The organism is Arthrobacter sp. TE12232 (assembly GCF_054062615.1).
In genome coordinates, this window is the sequence record NZ_JBSSFK010000001.1 from 2,319,783 (window position 1) to 2,339,946 (window position 20,164).

The window sequence follows — 20,164 nt, forward strand, 5'->3', positions numbered from 1 at the left end:
GAAACCCATGGCAATCCGTCCCGCCCTCCGCACCGTCCGCCGTCGAAAGCCCGCGGCGCTTCCCGCCGTCGTCCTCCTCGGAGCCCTGTCCGGCACGCTGGCCCTGACCTCCTGCTCCGATCCCGGCGCTTCCGCCGCGTCAGGCGGGCAGCCCGCGACGACGGCGGCGCGCAACGGCGTCGTCTACAACACCTCGCCGGACCAGCAGCGTATCCGGGTCGGGAAGGACGCGGCCGCGGCCGCGGAGGTCCCCGCGCTGATCGGCAAGGACGGCAAGCTCACCGTCGCCACGACGGCGGGCGCGATCCCGCTGTCCTTCCACGCCACCGACGACAAGACCCCGATCGGGGTGGAGGTGGACCTGGCCCAACTGGTCGCCGACAAGCTGGGCCTGGAGCTGGATGTGCAGGTCACTTCCTGGGAGAACTGGCCCCTGAAGACGCAGTCCGGCGACTTCGAGGCCGTGTTCTCCAATGTGGGCATCAACGCCGCCCGCGTGAAGCTCTTCGACTTCTCCAGCTACCGCGCCGCGTACATGGGCTTCGAGGCCAAGAAGAGCTCCACCTACAACATCAAGGGTTCCGATGACATCTCCGGCCTCAAGATCTCCGTGGGCTCCGGCACCAACCAGGAGAAGATCCTGATCGCCTGGAACAAGGAGCTGGAGGCCAAGGGCAAGGCCCCGGCGGTGCTGCAGTACTACTCCTCCGATGCCGACACCATCCTGGCCCTGTCCTCCGGACGCACGGATCTGAACCTGGCGCCCTATCCGTCCGTCACCTACCGGGAAAACACCCGCGACGACCTCAAGGTGGTGGGCAAGGTCAACGCCGGCTGGCCGTCCGAGACGCTGGTCGCGGCCACCACGCTCAAGGGCAACGGCCTGGCCCCGGCCATCACGGACGCACTGAACTCCGCGATCAAGGACGGCTCCTACGCCAAGGTCCTGGACCGCTGGGGACTCTCCGAGGAAGCCCTTCCCGAGTCCAGGACCTTCACCGAGGCAAACTTCGGGACGGGCCCCGCAGGGAAAACAGAGACAGGGAAAACACAGTGAGGTTCCAGGTCCTCGACATCATCCCGCACCTGAAAAACCCCGTCACCGGGGAGATCGTCTCCACCGCGGACCGGCTCAACCAGGTGGTGGAAACGGCGCGCCGGGCCGAGGAACTCGGCTACGACAGCTTCTCGGTCGGCGAACGACATGCGGGCGAGTTCATCTCCTCCTCCCCCACCACGGTGCTCGCCGCCATCGCCGCAGTCACTTCCAGGATCCGGCTGCAAAGCGGCGTGACCGTGCTCTCCGTACTGGATCCGGTACGGGTCGCCGAGGACTATGCCACGATCGATCAGCTCAGCCGCGGCCGGCTGGAACTCGTGATCGGCAAGGGCAATGAAGTGCTGCAGTATCCCTTATTCGGCCTGGACCTCGCGGATCAGTGGGAGCTCCTCGCCGAGAAGTATGGCCTGTTGCACCGGCTGTGGACCGAGGAGAATGTCACATGGTCCGGCCGCTTCCGGCCAGCCCTGACCGAGCCCACCACGACGACGCCCCGTCCGTTCGCCGGCGCGCCGCGGGTGTGGCACGGTTCGGCCACCAGCCTGACCTCTGCGGCCCTGGCGGCGCAGTGGGGCGACCCGCTGTTCACGGCCAACGCGATCCAGCCGCGCGAAAACTACAAGGTGCTGATCGACCACTATCGCGAGGAATACGAACGCCACGGCCACGATCCCCGCCACCAGTACCTGGGCTCCGGCTCCGGCGCGGGCGGGGTGTTCATCGCGGACACCACGCAGGAGGCCAAGCGGCAGTTCGGCCCGGTCTACGAGGCCCTTACGACCGGCCGGAACGTTCCCGGGAACAACTCCCCGTACCGCGACATCGACCACGCCGTAGCCGAGGGACCGGCCCTGGTGGGCAGCCCGGAGCAGGTGATCGACAAGATCCTCAGCTACCACTCGCTCTACGGCCATGACCTCCAGTCCATCTCCCTGCCCACCACGCTGCCCTTCGACCAGCAGCTGGAGATTCTGGAGCGGTTCGCGCTCGAGGTCATTCCGGTCGTGCGTGCCGCCGCGCCCACCACACTCTGGGGCTCCGGGGACCCCTACGCGGGGCGTCCCGAGTCCGGCCCCGCCGGCACAACAGGTGCCGAACCCGATGCCGCGGCCCGCGTCGCAGCCGACCACAACACCCACAGGAGCTCGCATGTCTACACCCACTGATACAAGCCACCGCTCCCCGGGGACCGGCACCACGGACGCCGGAAACACGCCGGACCGAGGCTTCGAAGCCGCATGGGCTGACTGGCACGCCGCGCACGAACGCCACCGCGCCGATCCCCACGGCTTCCTCGCCGTCACCCATCTGCACTGGCTCGACGCCTCGCCCGCCCGCCTGGCGCGCCCGGCACGTGGAGCGTCGAGGACGACGTCGTCCGCCTGGTCTTGGGGGCAGGCGAACGCGTCCTCCGCGACGGGCAGGAACTGGACCCGGAAGGGACTGGCGCCACCGTGTTCCTCGGCCCGATCTCCGAGCGCGAAGGGCTCAACCTGCGCGTGGAGGACGCAGGAGCCGGACACACCGTGATCGAGCTCGCCAAGCGCGGCGGCCGATATGTCGTGCGGCCCCGTCATCCCCTCAATCCGCTGCTCACGGGCTACCGCGGCACACCGGCCTACGCACCCGACGCAGAATATTCCGTTCAAGGAATATTCGTCCCGTTCGCCGAACCTCGCCCCACTACAGTGGGCGCGGCGGTCGAGGGCATCCACCACGTCTACGAGGCACCGGGCGAGATCCGCTTCCGGCTGCATGGTGAGGACCTGAGCCTCACCGCCTTCAACGGCCACGCCCCCGGCACACTGTCCGTGCTGTTCACGGACGCGACGTCGGGCAAGTCCACCTACGCTGCCAACCGCTCGCTCACCGTGCCGGCGCCGGGCCCCGACGGGACAGTTTCTCTGGACTTCAACCGGGCCGTGAACCTGCCGTGCGCCTACACCGACCTCGCCACGTGCCCGCTGCCCCCGGCCGAGAACCGCCTTCCGGTGGCGGTTGAAGCCGGCGAACAGATCCCCTATGAACGTCAGGACGCATCATGAGCACCCTTCCCCCCAATGACCAGCCGCGGGGCCGCGGCCTCCTGCTGCTGGAGCTCGACGGCGCCGGCAGCCACCCGGCCGCGTGGCGGGCTTCCCGCACGGTGCCCGGCGCCGTACTGTCCCCGGACCACCTCCGCGGCGCCGTGCTCGCCGCCGAGTCTGCCGGGTTCCACGCCGCGACGCTTTCCGACCCCGGCCTGCCCGACTCCGCCCTGCCAGGGCAGCCCGGCCCGGATAATACCGCCCGGCTCAACGCCCTGCAGCGTGCCGCGTTCGCCGGTCCCGTGACGCGGTCCCTCGCGCTCATCCCGGAAGTGGACACTGTCTACACCGAGCCGTTCCACATCGCCACCCAGCTGGCCAGCCTGGACTACGTCTCCGGCGGACGGGCCGGCTGGCTCGTGGCGGCGTCGCCGAGCGCGGCCGATGCCGCCGCCGTCGGACGGGACACGGTGCGCGGGGCGGGTCTCTCCCGGGAGGCCGCCGATTCGATCGAGGTCAGCCGCCGGCTCTGGGACTCCTGGGAGGACGACGCCGTGATCCGTGACGTCTCCACCGGGCGCTACCTCGACGTCGACAAGCTGCACTACATCGACGTCGACAACGGCAACTATTCCGTGAAGGGTCCGTCGATCATTCCGCGGCCGCTTCAGGGCCAGCTGCCCGTGCTGGCCCCAGCCGGGCTCCTCACCCCGGAGGCCGTCGCGGCCGGGGCGGCCGATGCGCTCCTCGTCTCGGCCCCGGCGCCCGAGCTCCTGGCCGCCGAGCTCGCGGAGACGCGGGCGCACCTCGCCGCCGGCGGGAGTGAGCCTGCGCTGATCGCCGAACTCGACGTCGTGCTGGACTCCCGTGGCCAGGCCGCCGCGGACAGGCTTGCCGCACTGAACGGCCACACCGCGTGGGAGAGCCCGCGGGCGCGGTTCGTCGGAACGGCCGCCGAGCTGACCGAGCTGCTCACTGAGGTGCTGGCGTGGGCCGACGGCGTCCGCCTGCACCCCGCCGTGCTGGACACAGACCTTGAGGAACTCTCGCGCCTGGTCCTGCCGGAGCTGCGCCGCCGCGGACTCCTGGCACCCACTACCCCGGACGCCACCTTCCGCGAGCAGCTCGGGCTGGCGCGGCCCGCCAGCCGATACGCCGCCGCCAGCACCCCGGCGGGCGCCGCGGGCAGCACCTCACCGACCGCCGCCGTCGCCGAAAATTAAGGAGCCCACCATGAGCCACAGCACCGCCACCGAATTCACCCCGTCCGGGCAGATCCAGCTGGGTGTCTTCTTCCAGGGCGTCAACTCCGGAACCGTCTGGAAAACAGCCGAATCCGGGTCCCAGACGGACTTCGAATCGTTTCGTCGCATCGCCCAGACCGCCGAGCGCGGCCTGTTCGCTGCGTTCTTCCTCGGCGAGGGCCTGCGGCTGCGCGAGCACCTCGGCCGCCCGCACGCACTCGACGTCGCCGGCCGGCCCGACGCGCAGACGGCCCTGGCCGCCCTCGCCGCCGTGACCACAAACATCGGCCTGGTCGCAACCCAGAACACCACGTACAACGACCCCGCAGACCTGGCACACCGGCTCTCCACACTGGACCTGCTCTCGGGCGGCCGCGCGGCCTGGAACATCGTGACCACGGACAATGCCTGGACCGGCGCCAACTTCCGGCGCGGCGGCTATCTGGACCACGCGGACCGGTACACGCACGCCGAGGCCTTCGTCGAAACCGCCAAACGGATCTGGGACGCGTGGGACGACGCCGCCATCGCGGCCTCGGCTTCCTCGGCCCGCTGGTCAGCGGAGGGCGCCGTCCGGCGCGTGCGCCACACCGGCCGGCACTACTCCGTGGACGTCACCCCGCGGCTGCCGCGCAGCGCCCAATACCGGCCGGTGCTGTTCCAGGCCGGGGATTCCCCGGAGGGCCGGGACTTCGCCGCCCGCCAGGCGGACGTCATCTTCTCCGCGCACCCGCAGCTCGAGGACGCCTTGGACTTCCGTCGCGACATCGTGGAGCGCACACTCCGGGCCGGCCGGGGCGCCATTGACGTAAAGATCATGCCCGCCAGCGAGTTCATTCTCGCCGCCACGCCGCAGGAAGCCCTCGAGAAGAAAGCCTGGGTCCGCAGCCTGCAGATCGGCCCGCAGCAGGCCATCGCCTACCTCGAGCAGTTCTGGGGACGGGAGCTGCAGGGCTACGACCCCGACGGGCCGCTGCCGGAGATCGACCCCGTGGTGGAGGAAACCTCGGAAACCCGCGGCAGCGGCTTCCACGGCGCCAAGGCCCGCCAGCTCGCGGACCAGTGGCGGGCCGAGGCCAAGGAGAAGGGCCTGTCCATCCGCCAGTTCGTGTCGGCCAAAACCAGCCGGGGCGACTCGACCTTCACCGGCTCCTACACCGAGGTGGCGGACCGGCTGGCCGAGTACGCCCGGACCGGCGCCGTCGACGGCTTCAACATCTCTCCGTGGCTCATTCCCACCGGACTCGATGACATCGTCAACCACCTCGTCCCGGAACTGCAGGAGCGCGGGGTGTACCCCACGCAGTACGCTGGCGGCACGCTGCGGGAAAACCTGGGCCTGGCCACGCCGGTCCGCACGGACGCCGCCGTCGAGGCCAGCCCGGTCACGGCCTAAGGGCCCGCGCCCCAACCATCAGGCAGACACAAGTAATCCCCGCCGGAGACGTTCCCGGCGGGGATTACTTGTCACCATCGATTGCTCCGTAGCCGCCGTTTTCAGACCCCAGAAGGGCGGTTACGGAGCAATCGATTGACTGGCTACTTCTTCGGCAGGCCCGGCGGGTTCAGCTCCGACTTCGCTACGGCCTCGTCGGAAAGCCCCCAACGGTCCAGGATCTTGGCGTAGCTGCCGTCCTGGATGAGGTGGTTCAGTCCGGCCTGGGCCGCAGCGGCAAGGCCGTTGTCCTTCTTGGTGGTGACGGCGATGTTGGCCTTCAGCGGCCAGCCGCCGGCCACCAGGCCCACCAGCTTGGTCTTGGCGTCCGTGGCGGCCTTGTAGGCTGACGTGGCGTTGGGACCAAAGGTGAGGTCCGCACGGCCGGACTGGATGGCCAGCTGGGAGGCGGAGTCGTCGTCGTAATACTGGAAGTCCACGGGCTTGAGGCCGTTCTTCTTGTTCTCCTCATCCCAGCGCAGGAGGATCGCTTCCTGGTTGGTGCCGGAGCCGACGATCACGCGTTTGCCCGCGACATCCGGTGCCGACTCGACCTTGGTGATGCCACTGTCCGCCTTGGCGTAGAAGCCCAGTTTGTCCTCGCGATAGCTGGCGAAGTCGAACTTGAGCTTGCGCTCCTCCGTGACGGTGACGTTGGAGAGCACGGCCTCATACTTCCCGGATTCGACGCCGAGCGGCCAGTCGGCCCACGCGGTCGGAACGATGTCCGCCTCCAGCCCCAGGGACTCGGCCAGTGCGACGGCGATGTCCACCTCGTTGCCCACCGGCGTCTTGTTGTCGGTCGCGTAGACGGCCAGCGGCGCCGCGAACGGGCTCACGGCCACGGTCAGCTTCCCGTCCTTCTTGATGGTGTCCGGGACAAGCTTGGCTGCCGCGGCGTCCACTGTGACCTTGATGCGGTCCTGCTGCGGCGAGAGGTTGAACTGCTTGACACCGGAGGAGGACGACGGCGCCGCCGTGGTGCCGCTGGCAGCTGCGGCACCGGGATCGGAGCAGGCCGCAAGACCCAGGAGGGTGCTGGCCGCTAGGGCGACAGTGACACCCGATTTGAATGCAAGACTGGACATGTTTTCCCCTTGAGAGTAGTTGTCGGTGGTGCTGGTGCCAGCAACTATCCGGGGCCTACGAAAGCCGGTCAAAGCGCCGTGAAACCGGGTGAAACCAAGGGATACAGGCGGTAACAGCCGTTCATCCGGAGTCCGCTGGCGGGGCCTGGAAGGGCCCAGTGTTACCGCACGTTGCACTTCGTGACGCGGCGGGACGGAATTGTTCACGGCGGGGCTCAACTGGCCTAGCCTGCATAGAAGACCGGCAGAAAGACAACGCGACACAGGAGGGGTGAACTTGTCAGTGAGCACGCCGCGCATTGCGCACCGGACCACGCACCGGCTCAGCATCAACGCCCCGGCGGACCTGGTCTTCAGCATGCTGCGGGACGCCTCGCACTGGCCGTACCTCGACGGACTGACGGTCTATTCGGAGCGCGTCAGCGGCGACGAGACCACGCACGAGCTCCGAACGTCGGTGGTGTCCAACGGCTCGCTCAGTTCAAGCCACTGCTGGCGCGTCTTTGATGCCGCCCGCCACCGCGCGGAGTTCCAGCAACTGAATCTGGAAGCACCGCTCCAGCAGCTCGGCGGCGACTGGGAGATCCGGCAGGCGGACGGGCTCACGGTGGTCACGCTCAATCACGCGTTCGAGGTCGACGACGAGCACCTCGCCGAGCGGATCAACGGGATTATCGAGGACTACGGCCGACGCGAACTCGAGGCTCTCCGGGTCAGCTGCGAACGGCTGTCGCTCCTGCTGCAGCACCACGCCCCGCCGGGACAGCCCGCGATACAGCCCGAAACTCATCCCGCAGAGCAGCCCGCGCCCCAATTCACAGCCCAATTCGCGACAGGGGAGGCCTGAATGGCAGAGGACAGGTTTACGACCGAACGGGACAGCTTCGGCCGGCTCCTCGCTGATCGTGAAGTCTGGCGGCAGGCCACCAGCATCGCGGCCGCCGGCGAACTGACCGCCCGCTGGCTCGAGGGCAACAGCCAGTACCAGCCGGGGGTCTTCTCGCCCGGGTTCGACGACGAGACCACGGCCATCGCCGGCGAGCTCGCCCGCCTCAACCGGAACGGGCTCTTCACCAAGGAATCACAGCCGGGTGTGGAGGTCGAAGGACTCGCGCAGCGGGCCTACGTGACGGCGTTCTGCACCCCGGAGACGGCGTCGGCTTTGCTGGCGTTGTCCACCCGGACCGAACTGGTGACGGTCGTCCATGCCCCCGGGGAGGCCAGCACCGCTTCCATCCCCGTGACCGTGCAGGACGACGCCGTCGTGACCGTGCTCGGTAGCAGCGAGGAACCGGTGGGCGAAGACCAGCTCAGGGACTGGGCGGCCGAGACCAACGAGACCCTGGCCCTCGTCCTGGCGGATGCCTGGTACGTGGAAATTTTCGACCCCTTCTGGGGCAGGAACGATGTCCTGCTGCCCGCCGTGTTTGAGGCGCTGCAGTCCGAATAGTCCGCCGGAACGGGCGTCGCTGCGCGGCCACCCGGCGCCGCCGGCCGGCCTCCGTGCGTGCCGGCTTCCGTGCGGGAGAGGTTACATGTCGGTGGCATCCCAGCCGATGCTGGCCGCCTCGTCCAGGGTGCGGGACTCGAAGTGCTCGAGCATGTCCTTCATTGCCTCGACGCTCTGCTTGAACAGGGCAGAATCCCGCCACTGCTCTATCTGTTCCAGGGAATCCCAGGGACCGGTGCTGATGAACCGGTTCTTGACGTCACGGTCGTGCATGAGCACGGCTTTGGCGTTGGGAAAATCTTCCTTGGTTTTCCGGGCCAGATCCCGCCAGGCCTGCACAAAATCGTTCTCGCGGCCGGGATGCACCAGCCAAATTCCGAGCGTGTAAACAGACACGTCGACCACCTCCATGCTCCGTACAGGGTTGATACGGCGATTATGTTCCTGTCCCCCGCACGGCGGTAGGGCCGGATTGCCCGAGGCGTCGCTGCCGCCCGTCAACGAACCGTTGTATGGGTGGGGGCGGAAGGCCTAGCATGTGGGCAAAGCCCCGCTCTGGGGCCAGCCTCGGACCATCCATCGTCGGGTAGCGGGCACACCTGCGGAGGCCAAGATCCTGGGCATCACAGGATAGGGAAAACCATGAGCAAATATCTGTTCGAAGCAAACTACGTGGGCGACGGCATCAAGGGCCTCATGCGTGAAGGCGGCACGAAGCGGCGTGATGCGGTGGTCGAAGCCCTCAAGTCGGTGGGCGGCACCCTCGAATGCTTCTACTACGCCTTCGGGGACACCGACGTCCTCGGGGTCTTCGACATCCCCGATCAGGCCAGCGCCGCCGCCCTGTCGCTCATGATCAATTCCACCGGTGCCGTGAGCCTGACCCTCAAGCCGCTCATGACGCTGGAGGATCTTGACGCAGCAGCCAGCAAGACGCCGTCGTACCGGCCGCCGGGGCAGTAGATCAGCACTGCGGTCCCGCCGCGGCCACCCCGGGACCCGCCCGCGGCGTTGCGGGTCCCAGGTCCAGTAGGCTCGGGGCATGTCACTGAGCAGGTCGCTGGGCAAGCTGCGCGGCGGGGGAAGACATTGGATGCGGGGCGTGGCGCTGCTGTTGGCTGTGGCCGGCGCGGCAACGGCTCTGGCGGCGTGTGAGTACTCGGACGACGTGGGAGATACGACGGCGGCGCCCACCAGGACGCGCCGCGCGGCGCCTCCGCCGCCGTCTCCTGTGGGTCCGGAACTCGCCATGGCGGAGACCCGCAACCTTCACGACCTCGGGGCCGTGCTCGGCGCCCGGCCGGACGGGATCGTCCTGGAAGGCGCTGGCGGGCTCGGCGGCGCCGGGGTGCGCAAGTCGGTCAAGGCTTTACCGAAGGGGACGTACACGGTGACGGCCGCCTGCGTCGGCGCGCCCACCGGCAACATTTCGATTACCCAGGACGGCCTCCGGGACGGCGGGAAGCTCGAGCTGGCTCTCGACTGCGGAAAGGCGACGCAGGCACAGGTGGACCTTGCCGCGGGGCCGGTCTACGCCCAGGCCTATCGGCGCACGACCGGGCCCGGCGCCGGCGAAGTGGCAGGTTTCTGGATGGTCCCGGCCACCCCGGGATCGTAGCTGGATCCCGGCCGGGACCATCCGCGTCACGTCGTCCGCGACAAGACCATTTACTCAAAACCACCGGCTCAAAACCACCGATGATTGGGCGTGCGGTTGCGGGGCCCCTCGGGTGGGTGGAGGGACCCCGCAATGGCAGCGCCGGTGTTTGGAACTGGGTGCTACGTGGCGCTGTTGTATTCCTCGTCGGTGACGAGGTCGCCCCATTCGGACTCCGGCTGGTCGCTGTCGGGACCGACGCCTTCCCACATGGCAAGGTGCGTCATGAAATGATCCGGTGCGGCGCCGTGCCAGTGCCATTCGCCTGGCGGGGTGTAGATGGTGTCGCCGGGCCGTATCACGGTCACTTCGCCGCCGCGGGCCTGGACCAGGCCGATGCCTTCGGTGACGTGCAGGGTCTGCCCGACGGCGTGCGAGTGCCAGGCCGTGCGGGCGCAAGGGGAAAAGTGAACCGCGTTGACGCGCATGCGGGACGGCTCGGGCTGCGGGGCCGCGATGACGTCAAACCAGACGTCGCCGGTGAACATGTGCCCCGGACCCTTGACGCTCGGCTTCTTGGCTTGGATTTCCACTGGCACTTCCTCTAGTTCAGGGTGGCGGTATCGATCACGAAGCGGTAGCGGACGTCCGAGGCGAGGACGCGCTCGTAGGCGTCGTTGATCTTGCCGGCCGGGATCACCTCGATCTCGGCACCCAGGCCGTGCTCGGCGCAGAAGTTGAGCATCTCCTGGGTTTCACGGATGCCGCCGATCATCGAGCCGGCGAAGGAACGGCGGCCGCCGATGAGGGCGAATGCGTTCACCGGGAGCGGCTCAGCGGGGGCGCCGACGTTGACCAGGGCGCCGTCGAGGGCCAGAAGCTGCAGGTAGGAGCTGATGTCGATCGAGGCGCTGACCGTGTTGATGATCAGGTCGAAGCTGCCGGCGAGCTCGGTGAAGGTGTTCTCGTCGCTCGTGGCGTAGTAGTGGTCGGCGCCCAGGCGCAACCCGTCTTCCTGCTTCTTCAGCGACTGGGAGAGGACCGTGACCTCGGCGCCCATGGCGTGGGCGATCTTGACGGCCATGTGGCCAAGCCCGCCCAGGCCGACGACCGCGACCTTCTTGCCGGGGCCGGCGCCCCAGTGGTGCAGCGGCGAGTAGGTGGTGATCCCGGCGCACAGAAGCGGCGCGGCGACGTCGAGCTCGATGCCCTCGGGGATGGTGACCACGAAGTCCTCGGTCACCACCACGTGGGTGGAGTAGCCGCCCTGGGTGATGGTGCCGTCACGGTCGACGGCGCCGTAGGTGCCGGTGTTGCCGGAGAGGCAGTACTGCTCCTCGCCGGCCTGGCAGTTGACGCACTCGCCGCAGGAATTGACCATGCAGCCGACGCCGACCCGGTCTCCGACAGCGTGCTTGGTGACGGCGGAACCGATCTCGGCGACAATTCCGGCGATTTCGTGGCCCGGGACCAGCGGGTAGGACTGGGGTCCCCAGTCGCCGCGGACGGTGTGGATGTCCGAGTGGCAGATCCCGGCGAACTTGATCTCGATCAGGACATCATGCGGGCCCACATCGCGGCGCTCAATCGTGGTGGGGACGAGCGGCTCGGTCGCGGAGGGTGATGCGTAAGCGTTGACGGTGAGCAATGAATCTCCTGCTTGTTGGTCTTTGGGGGGGTGGTTCCGTCGTTTGGGGGTTGTTCAACGGAACACCATCCATCAAACCGCGGATCGCGCCCCCAAGGGAGTCCCTGCTGATAGGGGTACTGGCAGGGTCTCCCTTAGAGGCCCGTAGCGCCTAACGTTGATGGCATGGATAATCGAGACGCGGTCCGCGAGTTCCTTGCCTCGCGCCGGGCGAAGATCACGCCCGAGCAGTCGGGGCTGCCGGTCTACGGGGCCAAACGCCGGGTGCCTGGGCTGCGCCGCGGGGAAGTCGCCATGCTGGCCGGCGTCAGCGTCGAGTATTACACCCGTTTGGAGCGGGGAAACCTGTCCGGGGTGTCGGAGGGTGTGCTGGAAGCCGTGGCCAGGGCTCTGCAGCTCGACGACGCCGAACGTTCCCACCTCTTCGATCTGGCCCGGGCGGCGGCCCCGGGGAGTCGGGCCCGACGTCGTCCCCGGCCTGCCGAGTCCGTGCGCCGGAGCGTTCAGCTGTCGCTGAACGCCATCACCAGCGCGCCCGCCTTTGTGCGGAACGGGCGCATGGACATCCTCGCGGCCAATCCGCTGGGCTACGCCCTGTATTCGGAGATGTATGCGGGCGCCGCCCGCCCGGCCAACCATGCCCGGTTCATCTTCCTGGACTCCCGTTCCCACAGCTTCTACCCGGACTGGGAGCGTGCGGCGAATGACACCGTCGCTATCCTGCGGACCGAGGCCGGCCGGGACCCCTATGACCGCGGGCTGACCGACCTCGTCGGCGAGCTCTCGACCAGGAGCGAGGAATTCCGCACCCTGTGGGCAGCGCACAATGTGCGCGAGCACTACACCGGGGTCAAGAACCTGCACCACCCGGTGGTCGGGGACCTCCATCTGATGTATGAGGCGATGGATGTCTCGGCCGACGCCGGGCTGTCCCTGCTGATCTACACGGCCGAGCCAGGCTCGCCGTCAGAGGATGCATTGCGGCTCCTGGCCAGCTGGGCCTCGACCAACCGGCAGGTCAAGGAAGCCGAGGCCGCCGCCGCTGTAGACAAGGTGTAGGTGCGGACAAGGCTTAGCGGCCCGGACACTGACGAACGCTAACCGCGACCCGGCCGCGGCTGTCACGTCAGGGCCGAAATGCCGTCCGTGTATCCGTCGGGCCGGCTGACGCTGGCGGCGAAGTTGCTCAGCCAGGCCATGGCGTCGTCCCGGGACGTGAAGAACTCGTGGGGATACCGGGTGTGCCGGCTCATTGCCGCCGCGACTACTCGGTCCACAGTGCTGGATCCGAGCACCGCAATCGCCACAACACCCGCAGTCTGCGCGAACTCGTACCTGGCCGCCGCGCTGATCTCCACGTCGGTCATTTCAGAGAGCATCGGCATCGGGATTCCCCCGCTGATCTGCTCGACGGCCCGCATGGCGTCTCTGGCGTCGTGGACGTCAACAATGGAGCCGGGCAACCAGACCGATGTGATGATGCCCGCGCTGACGCTCAGCACGTTCTTCCCATTAGCAGCGGCTATATGTCCTGACATCATCGTGACCATTCTAGGCCCGGCCCTCGTGCGCCAAGGCTATGCGGCCCGGTGCGCGTGGCGGACCGCAACGGTGCATGGCCGGGGCCGCCCTGCGCCTGCCTAAAGGGGACATGTCCTCCGGCGCTACCCAGACTTCCTGCTTTGCCAAGCAATGAACAGGTTCCTCGCCGCGCACCCGGAACGGACATGTCCCGCGGCCAACTTGGGACATGCCCCGCGCTAGGCCTGAGCAATGGACACAGTGGGCTTATGTCCATCGCCGGGCGTCAGGGGAGGGCATGTCCCGTGGATTGAGGCTCCCGTGGCCCGGGAAGCCTCCCGTGGGCGCGGGCGTCAGGCCTTCCGGTGGATCGACTTATAGCTCAGATAGGCGTTCAAGCCCTCGACGCCGTATTCGGTGCCGAGGCCGGAGTCGTGCCGTCCGCCGAAGGGTGCGGCATGGTTGGAGGCGAAGAAGTTGATGCCCACCGATCCTGTGTCCATCCGGTCCGCGACGGCCAGCGCAGCCTCCGGATCCGTCCCGAACACCAGGCCGCCCAAGCCGAACTCGGTGTTGTTGGCCAGCTCAACCGCCTCATCGACACTGCCGTCGGCATCGTCGTACTGCAGGATGCAGATCACCGGGCCGAAGATCTCCTCGCGGGAGATCCGCATGTCCGGCGTGACGTCGGCAAACACGGTGGGCTCCACGAAATACCCGCCTTCGAGGCCGCCGCCCAGGGTGGCCGCCCGGCCTCCGGTGGTGGCCCGGGCGCCTTCGGCCAGCCCCGACTCCACGTACTCCAGCACGGTCCGGTACTGCGATTCCGTGGCGCACGGCCCGAAGACGGTCCCGGGATCCAGCGGATCCCCCTGCTTGCCGGCGGCGATCGTGGCGGTGACCATGTCCACCACTTCCTCGTATCGGCTGGCCGGGGCAAGGATCCGGGTGGAGATATAGCAGGTCTGCCCGGTGTTGCGCATGGAGGAGCGGATCAGGACCTTGGACATGGCGTCCAGATCCGCGTCCGGCATCACGATCGCGCTCGACTTCCCCCCGAGTTCCAGGGTGACGGGACGCAGCAGCTCCCCGCAGGCGGCGGCGATCTTCCGGCCCACCGGCGTGGAGCCCGTGAAGGCCACCTTGTCCACGCCAGGGTGTTTGACCAGTGCGTCGCCCAGCCGGCCGGAACCGGTGACGAGGTTGACCACGCCGGCCGGAACTCCGGCGGCGGCCACGGCGTCGATGATCACCCGGAGGGACAACGGGGTGGGCGACGCCGGTTTGATCACCACGGTGCAACCGGCCAGCAGTGCGGGGGCCAGCTTGATGACCACGAGGTTGATGGGGAAGTTCCAGGGCGCGATCAGCGCGCACACACCGATGGGATCGCGCCGGACCACGGATTCGCCACCGCCGCGCGGGAAGGCGCGCACATCATCACGCTCGAGATAGCCGGCGAGGGTCGCGAAGTACCGGAAGATGCCCGCGGCGTTCGCTGCCGCGCCGGAGGATTCGGAGACGGGCGAGCCGTTCTCCCGGGTGTTGGTGAGCGAGAGCTCGTCGGCGCGTTTCTCCACTTCCTCGGCGATGCGCACCAGATAGGCCGCCCGCTCGGAGGGCGCGAGCCGCGGCCACTCGCCCTGGAAGGCGCGTTGGGCGGAGCCGACGGCGGCGTCCACGTCCTCCGGAGTGCCGTCCGGGACGGAGCCCCATACTTCGCCGGTGGCCGGGTCGGTGACCGGGTTGCGGCCGGTGCCCCGGGCCGGCGTCCAGGCCCCGTCGATGAAGATGCTGTCCACGTGGGTGTGCGGCAGGGTCAGTGCAGCGCGTGCGGCCAGTGCGGGAGCGTCATGGGTAGCCGCAGTCATCGGATCACCGCCGTCTTGAGCAGGGCGGTGGAGCGGGCCAGGTCCGCGACGGCCATGTCGTGCGCCGCCTGGGTAATGAGTTCGGGCACGATTTCTGTGGCCAGCCTGTCCGTGTAGGTGGCCGGGTCCATCCCGAACCAGGAGGATGCCAGGGCGATCCCGGCGTGGTCGAAGCGCCACAGCCTGTCCGCGTCGCGCATCAGCGCGTCCTCCAGCGAGTGGGCCGCGGGGCGGGTGTCGTGGCCGTCGATGATGTCGCAGACCCGCTCCACGAACTCGGCGGAGTAGCCCAGGCCCGGGAGCACGCGGCGGGCGACGTCGCAGCCCTGTTTTTCGTGTTCATAGCGGATCGCGGCCTTGCGCCAGTCGCCGGCGAAGCCTTCGGAGATGATCCGCGATTCGTCCACGTGGGCCCAGCCGGTGTCGTGCAGCAGCGTGGCCACGCGTACGAGCTCGGCGTCGGCATCGGGGTAGGCCCGGCAGAGCCGCTCGGCGAAGGCGAGGGAGATCGGTAGGTGGATGTCGTTGCCGCGGGTGCGGGTCTCGTGCACCACGGCACGCCACAGCGGGTCGAGTTCCTCCAGCGCGGCCGGCGTCGTGGCGATCGGGGCGGTGTCCACCGGTCCCGGCGCAGGGACGGGCCGGACCGGGTAGGCGGCGGCAAAATCCGCAGTCGCGGAATCAACAGCCGCGGGATTGGCGTCGGCCCGGTGGGCGGCGGCAGCGGCGGCAGTCCCGGCTGCGCGGCCGGCGTCGGCAACCGGGGTCTTGGGGGTGGTCATAATGCTCCTTCGGGGGCGGCCAGCCGCAGGGCTAGCTGTCCGTCGTGATCGTCTTGAGGGGTGTGGCCGGATCGGCAGCAGCCTCGGCGGGGATGTTCTGGCCCTTGGCCAAGGCGTTCTTGACGGCCATGAAGTCCAGCGGCGCATTGACGCAGTCCGCGGCGATGATCCGGCCCTGACGGTAGTAGAGGACGCTGAATTTCCCGCGCTCCGCGTCGCGCCGCAGCACGGTCTGGTCGTAGCCATTGCAGAGGCCGGCGATCTGGAGTTTGAGGTCGGCCTGATTGGACCAGAACCACGGGATGCCGGCGTATTCCTCGCGCCGGCCGGTGAGCGAGTAAGCCGCCACCTTGGCGTGTTCGATCGCGTTGTTGACGCTTTCCAGCCGGATCCGCTCCCCTGGCGCCGAGCCGGGCACCGGATTGGGCATGTTGGCGCAGTCGCCGATCGCCACCGTGGTGCCGTCCGAGGCCAGCGCGAAGCGGTCCACGACGATCCCGTTGTCCACGGCCAGGCCGAGCTGTTCGGCCAGCTGGGTGTTGGGGATGACGCCGATCCCGATCAGCACGATCTGTGCGGGCAGCACGGTGCCGTTCTGGAGTTCGACGCCGGCCACCGTCCGGTGACCGTCCGCTGGCGCGTCGTTCGCGGTGAAGCGTTTGGCGCTCGTGGCGAGCCGAATGTCCAGGCCGCGGGCGCGGTGTGCCTGCAGGAAGTACTCGGCGGTTTCCTCGCCGACGGCGCGGCCCACCAGTCGCGGGCCGAATTCGAGCACGGTGACGTTCTTGCCCATCTTCTGCAGGCTGGACGCGGCTTCGAGGCCGATGAAACCGCCACCGATCACCACGACATCGTGAGCGTCCCCTACCCGGGCCTTGAGGGCCAGGGCGTCGTCGGCGTTGCGCAGGTACAGCACGCCGTCGAGGTCCCCGCCCTCGATTTCCAGCTTCCGGGCCCGGGCGCCCACGGTAAGGGCCAGGCGTTTGAAGGGGAACTGCCCGCCCGAGGAGGAATGGGCAACGCCGGAGCCGTCCGCTTCCTTATCGATCTTGACGATGTATTCGCCCTTGATTAGGTCCACATTGTGTTCGGCCCAGTATTCGTTGGACCGGAAGATCAGCGATTCGCTCTCCACCGTGCCCTGCAGGAACTCCTTGGACAGGGCCGGGCGCTGGTAGGGGCGGTGGTCCTCGTCGCCGAGCAGGGTGATGTGCTCGTCGAAGCCGAGAGCCCGCAGCGATACCGCGAGCTGGACGCCGGACTGGCTCGCCCCGATGATGAGCAACCCGGTGCGGGCCGGGGTGCCCGACGGCGTTGCGTCCTCAGCTGCCGCCGCGGGGGCGGCCTGCTCAACCGCGTTGGTGCCCACGGCTATACCTGGGTTTCCGGGGTGGTGACGAACAGTTCGAACTCATCGGTGAGGCGAAGCTGGCAGGACAGCCGCGAGTTGTCCTCGCGGTCCACGGCGGTGCCGTAGAGCATCTCGTCCTCCATGTCCTCCATCGCCGGGAGCTGTGAGAGGCAGTCCTCGCGGACGAAGACGTGGCAGGTGGCGCAGGACAGCGAGCCGCCGCATTCGGCGACGATGCCGGGGACGCCGTTGCGCACCGCGGTCTCCATGACGGAGTCGCCGGCGTTGCCCTGGACGTCGCGGACGGCGCCCTCGGCGTCGGTGAAATGAACCGTTGGCATTGGTCCTCCTTGGGGACGAACTTGGGGTTGAAGTCGGGAAGTTGGCAAAAAAGGGCAGAGTCAGATGAACTGGCGGCCGCCGTCGACCACCATGGTCTGGCCCGTGTAGTAGGAGCTGTCCGGCCCGGCCAGGAAGAGCGCCGCGCCAACGATGTCCTCCGGCTGGCTGGCCCGCTTGATGGCGCCCCGGTCCACCCCGTAGTTCTCGGCGTTCTCCATTAGCCCATAGCTGGCCTCGGTGAGGGTGAAGCCGGGGGCGATCGCGTTGACCGTGATCCCCCGGCGGCCCAGTTCCTTGGCCATCACCCGGGTCAGGGCCACCACGCCGCCCTTGGAGGCGACGTAGTGGAGCCACTGTTCCGAGCCGCTGAAGATCGTGGCGCTGGAGAGGTTGATGACGCGGCCGCCCTCGGGCAGGTACGGGCTGGCCGCCCGGGTCACGAGCCAGGGCCCCTTGAGGTTCACGTTCATTACCAGGTCCCACTCGGCCGGATCGATGTCCTCGAACGGGCTGCGGGTCACCCCCGCATACACGGCGGCGTTGTTCAGCACGACGTCGATGCTCCCGTTGCCGAAGTCCGCGCAGCTTTTCGCGAGGGCCTCTGTGGAGTCGAGGCTGGTGACGTCGGCGTGGAAGGCCGCCGCCTCGGCCCCGGTGTCCAGGACCAGCTTGGCCGTTTCCTCCGCGCCGTCGAGGTTCACGTCCGCCACCGCCACGCGGTAGCCGCGGCGGCCGAAGCCGAGCGCGAACGCCCGGCCCAAGCCGCCGGCGGCGCCGGTGATCAGGACGGTGCGGGCAGGCCGGCCCGCACCGTCATATTCCGCAGCAGGCATGTTCGAGTCATTCATCCGCTGGTCAGACATGGCTGTGGCTGTGGGCCCCGGGCCCGGCGACCTGGAGCTCCGGTTCCCCGGTATCGGGAATCAGCGCGTCGAGGATCTGGACTGTGCCCTTGGTCCCGTCCACCCGCAGCCGCTGGCCGGTCTTGATGGTGGTGGACGCCGATCCGGTCCCGGTCACGGCCGGGAGGCCGTATTCGCGGCAGACGATGGCCGCGTGGCTCATCATGCCGCCGATGTCCGTGACGGTGGCCTTGATCTTGCCGAAGATCGGGCCCCAGGACGGCGCGGTGACGGTGGCGACGAGGATTTCTCCCTGCTGCACCTCGGAGAGCTGGTCCGCGTCGGTGACAACGCGGGCCAGGCCTTCCACGACGCCGGGCGAGGCCGCCATGCCGCGCAGGCCGCCGCCTTCGACCGCTTCTCCGGCGCCCAGCCACTGCTGGACCTGCTCGGTGGTGATGCCCCAGAGCATCCGGGTGAAGGGTTCGGTGATGGATTCCGGCGGGGTGTTCAGCGCCGGGGCCGGCCGGGCGGTCTTGAGCGCGTCCACGATTCCGCGGCGTCGCTCGATCTCCTCCGGCCAGTAGTCGGGGCCGATCGGCTTGGCGCCGACGCCCCAGCCGGTGACGAGGTCGAACAGGGCGTCACGGACCTCGTTGCGGCCCAGATAGAGGAGGTCGTCCGGTTCGGTCCAGAAACCCTCGGCCTGCATCATGCGGCTGAGTTCACGGATCTTGCGCCAGAAGACGCCCATGGTCCAGTGCTCGATGTAGAAGTTGTGGTTCTCCACGTACGGGTAGGCGGTGGCGGCGAGCCCGCGCTTGGCGTCGAAGAGGGCCTGGTTTTCGCCTTCCAGGAGGTCCCGGTATTCCTCGATGATGCGGTCGCGTTCGGTAATCAGCGCCTCGACCGGGCGCATGATTTCCTGGCCGTCGTCCACCCGGCGGATGTAGTCCGCGATGTAGCCGAGCGGGATTTCCTGGTGTTCGTTCCAGTACTTGTCGTGGCCGTAGAAGCCGTTGCCCACGGTGAAGTTGAACCACGGGTCCTTCGCGCCCTCGTACTGGGCCATCCAGCGGTCCCCGCCGGGGGCGGCGGCGACGGCTCCCAGGGTGGCGTCGACGTCGTCGGTGTTACCAAAGTGGGACTGCAGCCCGAGTTCGACGGCGAGCTTGGCGAGCTGCTTGAGCTCGTCATCCGGGCGGAAGAGCTCCATGTCCACGCCCTGCACCATGGTGGCGATGGACTGGTCCGGGATGTTGGGGAACACCTGCTTGCAGAAGTTGAAGAAGTCCAGGTAGGCGATGTAGCCGAGGTTGAGGAACTCGAAGTGGTACTGCCAATTCTGGTAGGCCAGTTGGATCAGCCGGTCGTAGCTTTCCAGCAGCTTCTCGGAGCCGTCCTTGCCCTTGCCGGAGAGGATGTCCTCCATGGGGACCATGTCCGGGAGCCTCGGGAAGGAGATGGTTTCCATCTCATCGATGGTGCCCTTGACCTTGACGTGCCACTGCTTGAGGAGCTGCTCCCAGTTCTGGAAGTAGTGGCCCACGCGCTGCTCGAACAGGGGCACTCGGGCGGCGATCTGGTCCGCCGGGACCGGGATGGGCGACATGTAGAGGTAGCCCAGGTGGATGCGGAACTCGATGCCGTTGGCGTTGGGGATCATCAAGTGCCGGGCGTTGTACTGACCCAGGCACTTAACCGCGAACTCGCCGCCGATCGTCTCGAAGGGCTTGAACACGGTAGGCCAGTGCTGGCTGTCGCAGAACCAGAACTTGGCGTCCTCCTGCTCCTTGAGCTTGTCCTGGAAGACCAGATAGTACGGGTAGATCTTTTCCCAGCCCTCGGCGCCGGCGGGAACCGGAAGCTCGGAGGGCTTGGGGAAGGACTTCAGGGACATGGCGGT

General features: G+C 68.1%; 20 protein-coding genes and 1 pseudogene. 10 read left to right on the plus strand and 11 right to left on the minus strand.

All coding sequences use genetic code 11. The features are described 5' to 3' along the window. The first annotated feature begins 7 nt into the window (after positions 1-7). The 5 genes and pseudogenes from ACVWZ7_RS10275 to ACVWZ7_RS10295 all read left to right on the plus strand — a co-directional run bounded on the left by ACVWZ7_RS10275 (position 8) and on the right by ACVWZ7_RS10295 (position 5,727). Positions 8-1,057 (plus strand): ABC transporter substrate-binding protein, encoded by a 1,050-nt coding sequence (locus ACVWZ7_RS10275; RefSeq protein WP_456507767.1) that lies wholly within the window; start codon positions 8-10, stop codon positions 1,055-1,057. Continuing rightward, positions 1,054-2,226, plus strand: a complete 1,173-nt coding sequence (locus tag ACVWZ7_RS10280) for an LLM class flavin-dependent oxidoreductase (protein ID WP_456507768.1) — start codon at positions 1,054-1,056, stop codon at positions 2,224-2,226. Before ACVWZ7_RS10275 ends, ACVWZ7_RS10280 begins: the two co-directional genes overlap by 4 nt. Further along, positions 2,210-3,105: pseudogene (locus tag ACVWZ7_RS10285) on the plus strand (DUF1684 domain-containing protein). The gene ACVWZ7_RS10280 and the pseudogene ACVWZ7_RS10285 overlap by 17 nt, the downstream one beginning before the upstream one ends. After that, a complete protein-coding gene (locus tag ACVWZ7_RS10290; protein ID WP_456507769.1) occupies positions 3,102-4,310 on the plus strand; it encodes an LLM class flavin-dependent oxidoreductase in 1,209 nt (402 codons plus the stop codon). Before ACVWZ7_RS10285 ends, ACVWZ7_RS10290 begins: the two are co-directional and overlap by 4 nt. Positions 4,311-4,320: 10 nt before the next feature. After that, entirely contained in the window at positions 4,321-5,727 is a 1,407-nt protein-coding gene (locus ACVWZ7_RS10295; RefSeq protein WP_456507770.1) for an NtaA/DmoA family FMN-dependent monooxygenase, read from the plus strand. Between the two features lie 143 nt (positions 5,728-5,870). On the opposite strand, the gene ACVWZ7_RS10300 is transcribed toward ACVWZ7_RS10295, so the two are convergent. Next, the gene (locus ACVWZ7_RS10300) at positions 5,871-6,854 is read right to left on the minus strand and encodes an ABC transporter substrate-binding protein (protein WP_116765398.1); all 984 of its coding nucleotides are present in this window, start codon (positions 6,852-6,854) and stop codon (positions 5,871-5,873) included. Positions 6,855-7,137: 283 nt separating this feature from the next. On the opposite strand from ACVWZ7_RS10300, the gene ACVWZ7_RS10305 reads away from it, so the two are divergent. Together ACVWZ7_RS10305 and ACVWZ7_RS10310 are read left to right on the plus strand one after the other, a co-directional pair. Further along, positions 7,138-7,701 (plus strand): SRPBCC family protein, encoded by a 564-nt coding sequence (locus tag ACVWZ7_RS10305; protein ID WP_456507771.1) that lies wholly within the window; start codon positions 7,138-7,140, stop codon positions 7,699-7,701. Continuing rightward, positions 7,702-8,304, plus strand: coding sequence for a DUF6919 domain-containing protein (locus tag ACVWZ7_RS10310; RefSeq protein ID WP_344361637.1), 603 nt, complete (start codon positions 7,702-7,704; stop codon positions 8,302-8,304). It abuts the gene before it with no gap. Positions 8,305-8,385: 81 nt separating this feature from the next. On the opposite strand, the gene ACVWZ7_RS10315 is transcribed toward ACVWZ7_RS10310, so the two are convergent. Then, complete coding sequence (locus ACVWZ7_RS10315) at positions 8,386-8,700, minus strand: antibiotic biosynthesis monooxygenase (RefSeq protein ID WP_237563260.1); 315 nt, start codon at positions 8,698-8,700, stop codon at positions 8,386-8,388. Between the two features lie 246 nt (positions 8,701-8,946). Between ACVWZ7_RS10315 and ACVWZ7_RS10320 the strand changes: the two genes are divergently transcribed. Together ACVWZ7_RS10320 and ACVWZ7_RS10325 are read left to right on the plus strand one after the other, a co-directional pair. Then, the gene (locus tag ACVWZ7_RS10320) at positions 8,947-9,267 is read left to right on the plus strand and encodes a GYD domain-containing protein (RefSeq protein ID WP_091255222.1); all 321 of its coding nucleotides are present in this window, start codon (positions 8,947-8,949) and stop codon (positions 9,265-9,267) included. A gap of 79 nt (positions 9,268-9,346) precedes the next feature. After that, positions 9,347-9,922: a hypothetical protein gene (locus ACVWZ7_RS10325; RefSeq protein WP_456507772.1), complete on the plus strand. Its 576-nt coding sequence runs from the start codon at positions 9,347-9,349 to the stop codon at positions 9,920-9,922. 161 nt (positions 9,923-10,083) lie between these two features. Here ACVWZ7_RS10325 and ACVWZ7_RS10330 read toward each other — a convergent pair whose 3' ends face one another. Together ACVWZ7_RS10330 and ACVWZ7_RS10335 are read right to left on the minus strand one after the other, a co-directional pair. Continuing rightward, positions 10,084-10,494 carry a (R)-mandelonitrile lyase gene (locus tag ACVWZ7_RS10330; RefSeq protein ID WP_456507773.1) on the minus strand — a complete coding sequence of 137 codons (411 nt, stop codon included), beginning with the start codon at positions 10,492-10,494 and terminating at the stop codon, positions 10,084-10,086. A gap of 11 nt (positions 10,495-10,505) precedes the next feature. Next, positions 10,506-11,549 carry an NAD(P)-dependent alcohol dehydrogenase gene (locus ACVWZ7_RS10335; RefSeq protein ID WP_116765391.1) on the minus strand — a complete coding sequence of 348 codons (1,044 nt, stop codon included), beginning with the start codon at positions 11,547-11,549 and terminating at the stop codon, positions 10,506-10,508. A 165-nt stretch (positions 11,550-11,714) separates the two neighbouring features. On the opposite strand from ACVWZ7_RS10335, the gene ACVWZ7_RS10340 reads away from it, so the two are divergent. Further along, complete coding sequence (locus tag ACVWZ7_RS10340) at positions 11,715-12,608, plus strand: helix-turn-helix transcriptional regulator (RefSeq protein ID WP_456507774.1); 894 nt, start codon at positions 11,715-11,717, stop codon at positions 12,606-12,608. Between the two features lie 62 nt (positions 12,609-12,670). On the opposite strand, the gene ACVWZ7_RS10345 is transcribed toward ACVWZ7_RS10340, so the two are convergent. From ACVWZ7_RS10345 to ACVWZ7_RS10375, 7 genes are all read right to left on the minus strand, one after another. Next, a complete protein-coding gene (locus ACVWZ7_RS10345) occupies positions 12,671-13,090 on the minus strand; it encodes a DUF7793 family protein (RefSeq protein ID WP_202615748.1) in 420 nt (139 codons plus the stop codon). 333 nt (positions 13,091-13,423) lie between these two features. Then, entirely contained in the window at positions 13,424-14,941 is a 1,518-nt protein-coding gene (locus tag ACVWZ7_RS10350) for an aldehyde dehydrogenase family protein (protein WP_456507775.1), read from the minus strand. Then, positions 14,938-15,723 (minus strand): HD domain-containing protein, encoded by a 786-nt coding sequence (locus tag ACVWZ7_RS10355; protein WP_116765388.1) that lies wholly within the window; start codon positions 15,721-15,723, stop codon positions 14,938-14,940. The genes ACVWZ7_RS10350 and ACVWZ7_RS10355 overlap by 4 nt, the downstream gene beginning before the upstream one ends. A gap of 31 nt (positions 15,724-15,754) precedes the next feature. Beyond that, positions 15,755-17,092 (minus strand): NAD(P)/FAD-dependent oxidoreductase, encoded by a 1,338-nt coding sequence (locus tag ACVWZ7_RS10360; RefSeq protein WP_456507776.1) that lies wholly within the window; start codon positions 17,090-17,092, stop codon positions 15,755-15,757. A 2-nt stretch (positions 17,093-17,094) separates the two neighbouring features. Then, positions 17,095-17,415, minus strand: a complete 321-nt coding sequence (locus ACVWZ7_RS10365) for a 2Fe-2S iron-sulfur cluster-binding protein (protein WP_116765386.1) — start codon at positions 17,413-17,415, stop codon at positions 17,095-17,097. Positions 17,416-17,475: 60 nt separating this feature from the next. Beyond that, on the minus strand, positions 17,476-18,279 hold the full coding sequence (locus ACVWZ7_RS10370; RefSeq protein ID WP_456507777.1) for an SDR family NAD(P)-dependent oxidoreductase: 804 nt from the start codon (positions 18,277-18,279) through the stop codon (positions 17,476-17,478). Next, a complete protein-coding gene (locus tag ACVWZ7_RS10375; protein WP_116765385.1) occupies positions 18,272-20,158 on the minus strand; it encodes a PEP-utilizing enzyme in 1,887 nt (628 codons plus the stop codon). Before ACVWZ7_RS10375 ends, ACVWZ7_RS10370 begins: the two co-directional genes overlap by 8 nt. Positions 20,159-20,164: the final 6 nt, after the last annotated feature.

Excerpts from the sequence above, each read along its gene's own strand:
- ACVWZ7_RS10275 (WP_456507767.1), top strand. The coding sequence starts at position 8 with ATGGCAATCCGTCCCGCCCTCCGCACCGTCCGCCGTCGAAAGCCCGCG.
- ACVWZ7_RS10290 (WP_456507769.1), top strand. The coding sequence starts at position 3,102 with ATGAGCACCCTTCCCCCCAATGACCAGCCGCGGGGCCGCGGCCTCCTG.
- ACVWZ7_RS10295 (WP_456507770.1), top strand. The coding sequence starts at position 4,321 with ATGAGCCACAGCACCGCCACCGAATTCACCCCGTCCGGGCAGATCCAG.
- ACVWZ7_RS10300 (WP_116765398.1), bottom strand. The coding sequence starts at position 6,854 with ATGTCCAGTCTTGCATTCAAATCGGGTGTCACTGTCGCCCTAGCGGCC.
- ACVWZ7_RS10310 (WP_344361637.1), top strand. The coding sequence starts at position 7,702 with ATGGCAGAGGACAGGTTTACGACCGAACGGGACAGCTTCGGCCGGCTC.
- ACVWZ7_RS10320 (WP_091255222.1), top strand. The coding sequence starts at position 8,947 with ATGAGCAAATATCTGTTCGAAGCAAACTACGTGGGCGACGGCATCAAG.
- ACVWZ7_RS10325 (WP_456507772.1), top strand. The coding sequence starts at position 9,347 with ATGTCACTGAGCAGGTCGCTGGGCAAGCTGCGCGGCGGGGGAAGACAT.
- ACVWZ7_RS10340 (WP_456507774.1), top strand. The coding sequence starts at position 11,715 with ATGGATAATCGAGACGCGGTCCGCGAGTTCCTTGCCTCGCGCCGGGCG.
- ACVWZ7_RS10345 (WP_202615748.1), bottom strand. The coding sequence starts at position 13,090 with ATGATGTCAGGACATATAGCCGCTGCTAATGGGAAGAACGTGCTGAGC.
- ACVWZ7_RS10350 (WP_456507775.1), bottom strand. The coding sequence starts at position 14,941 with ATGACTGCGGCTACCCATGACGCTCCCGCACTGGCCGCACGCGCTGCA.
- ACVWZ7_RS10355 (WP_116765388.1), bottom strand. The coding sequence starts at position 15,723 with ATGACCACCCCCAAGACCCCGGTTGCCGACGCCGGCCGCGCAGCCGGG.
- ACVWZ7_RS10365 (WP_116765386.1), bottom strand. The coding sequence starts at position 17,415 with ATGCCAACGGTTCATTTCACCGACGCCGAGGGCGCCGTCCGCGACGTC.
- ACVWZ7_RS10370 (WP_456507777.1), bottom strand. The coding sequence starts at position 18,279 with ATGTCTGACCAGCGGATGAATGACTCGAACATGCCTGCTGCGGAATAT.
- ACVWZ7_RS10375 (WP_116765385.1), bottom strand. The coding sequence starts at position 20,158 with ATGTCCCTGAAGTCCTTCCCCAAGCCCTCCGAGCTTCCGGTTCCCGCC.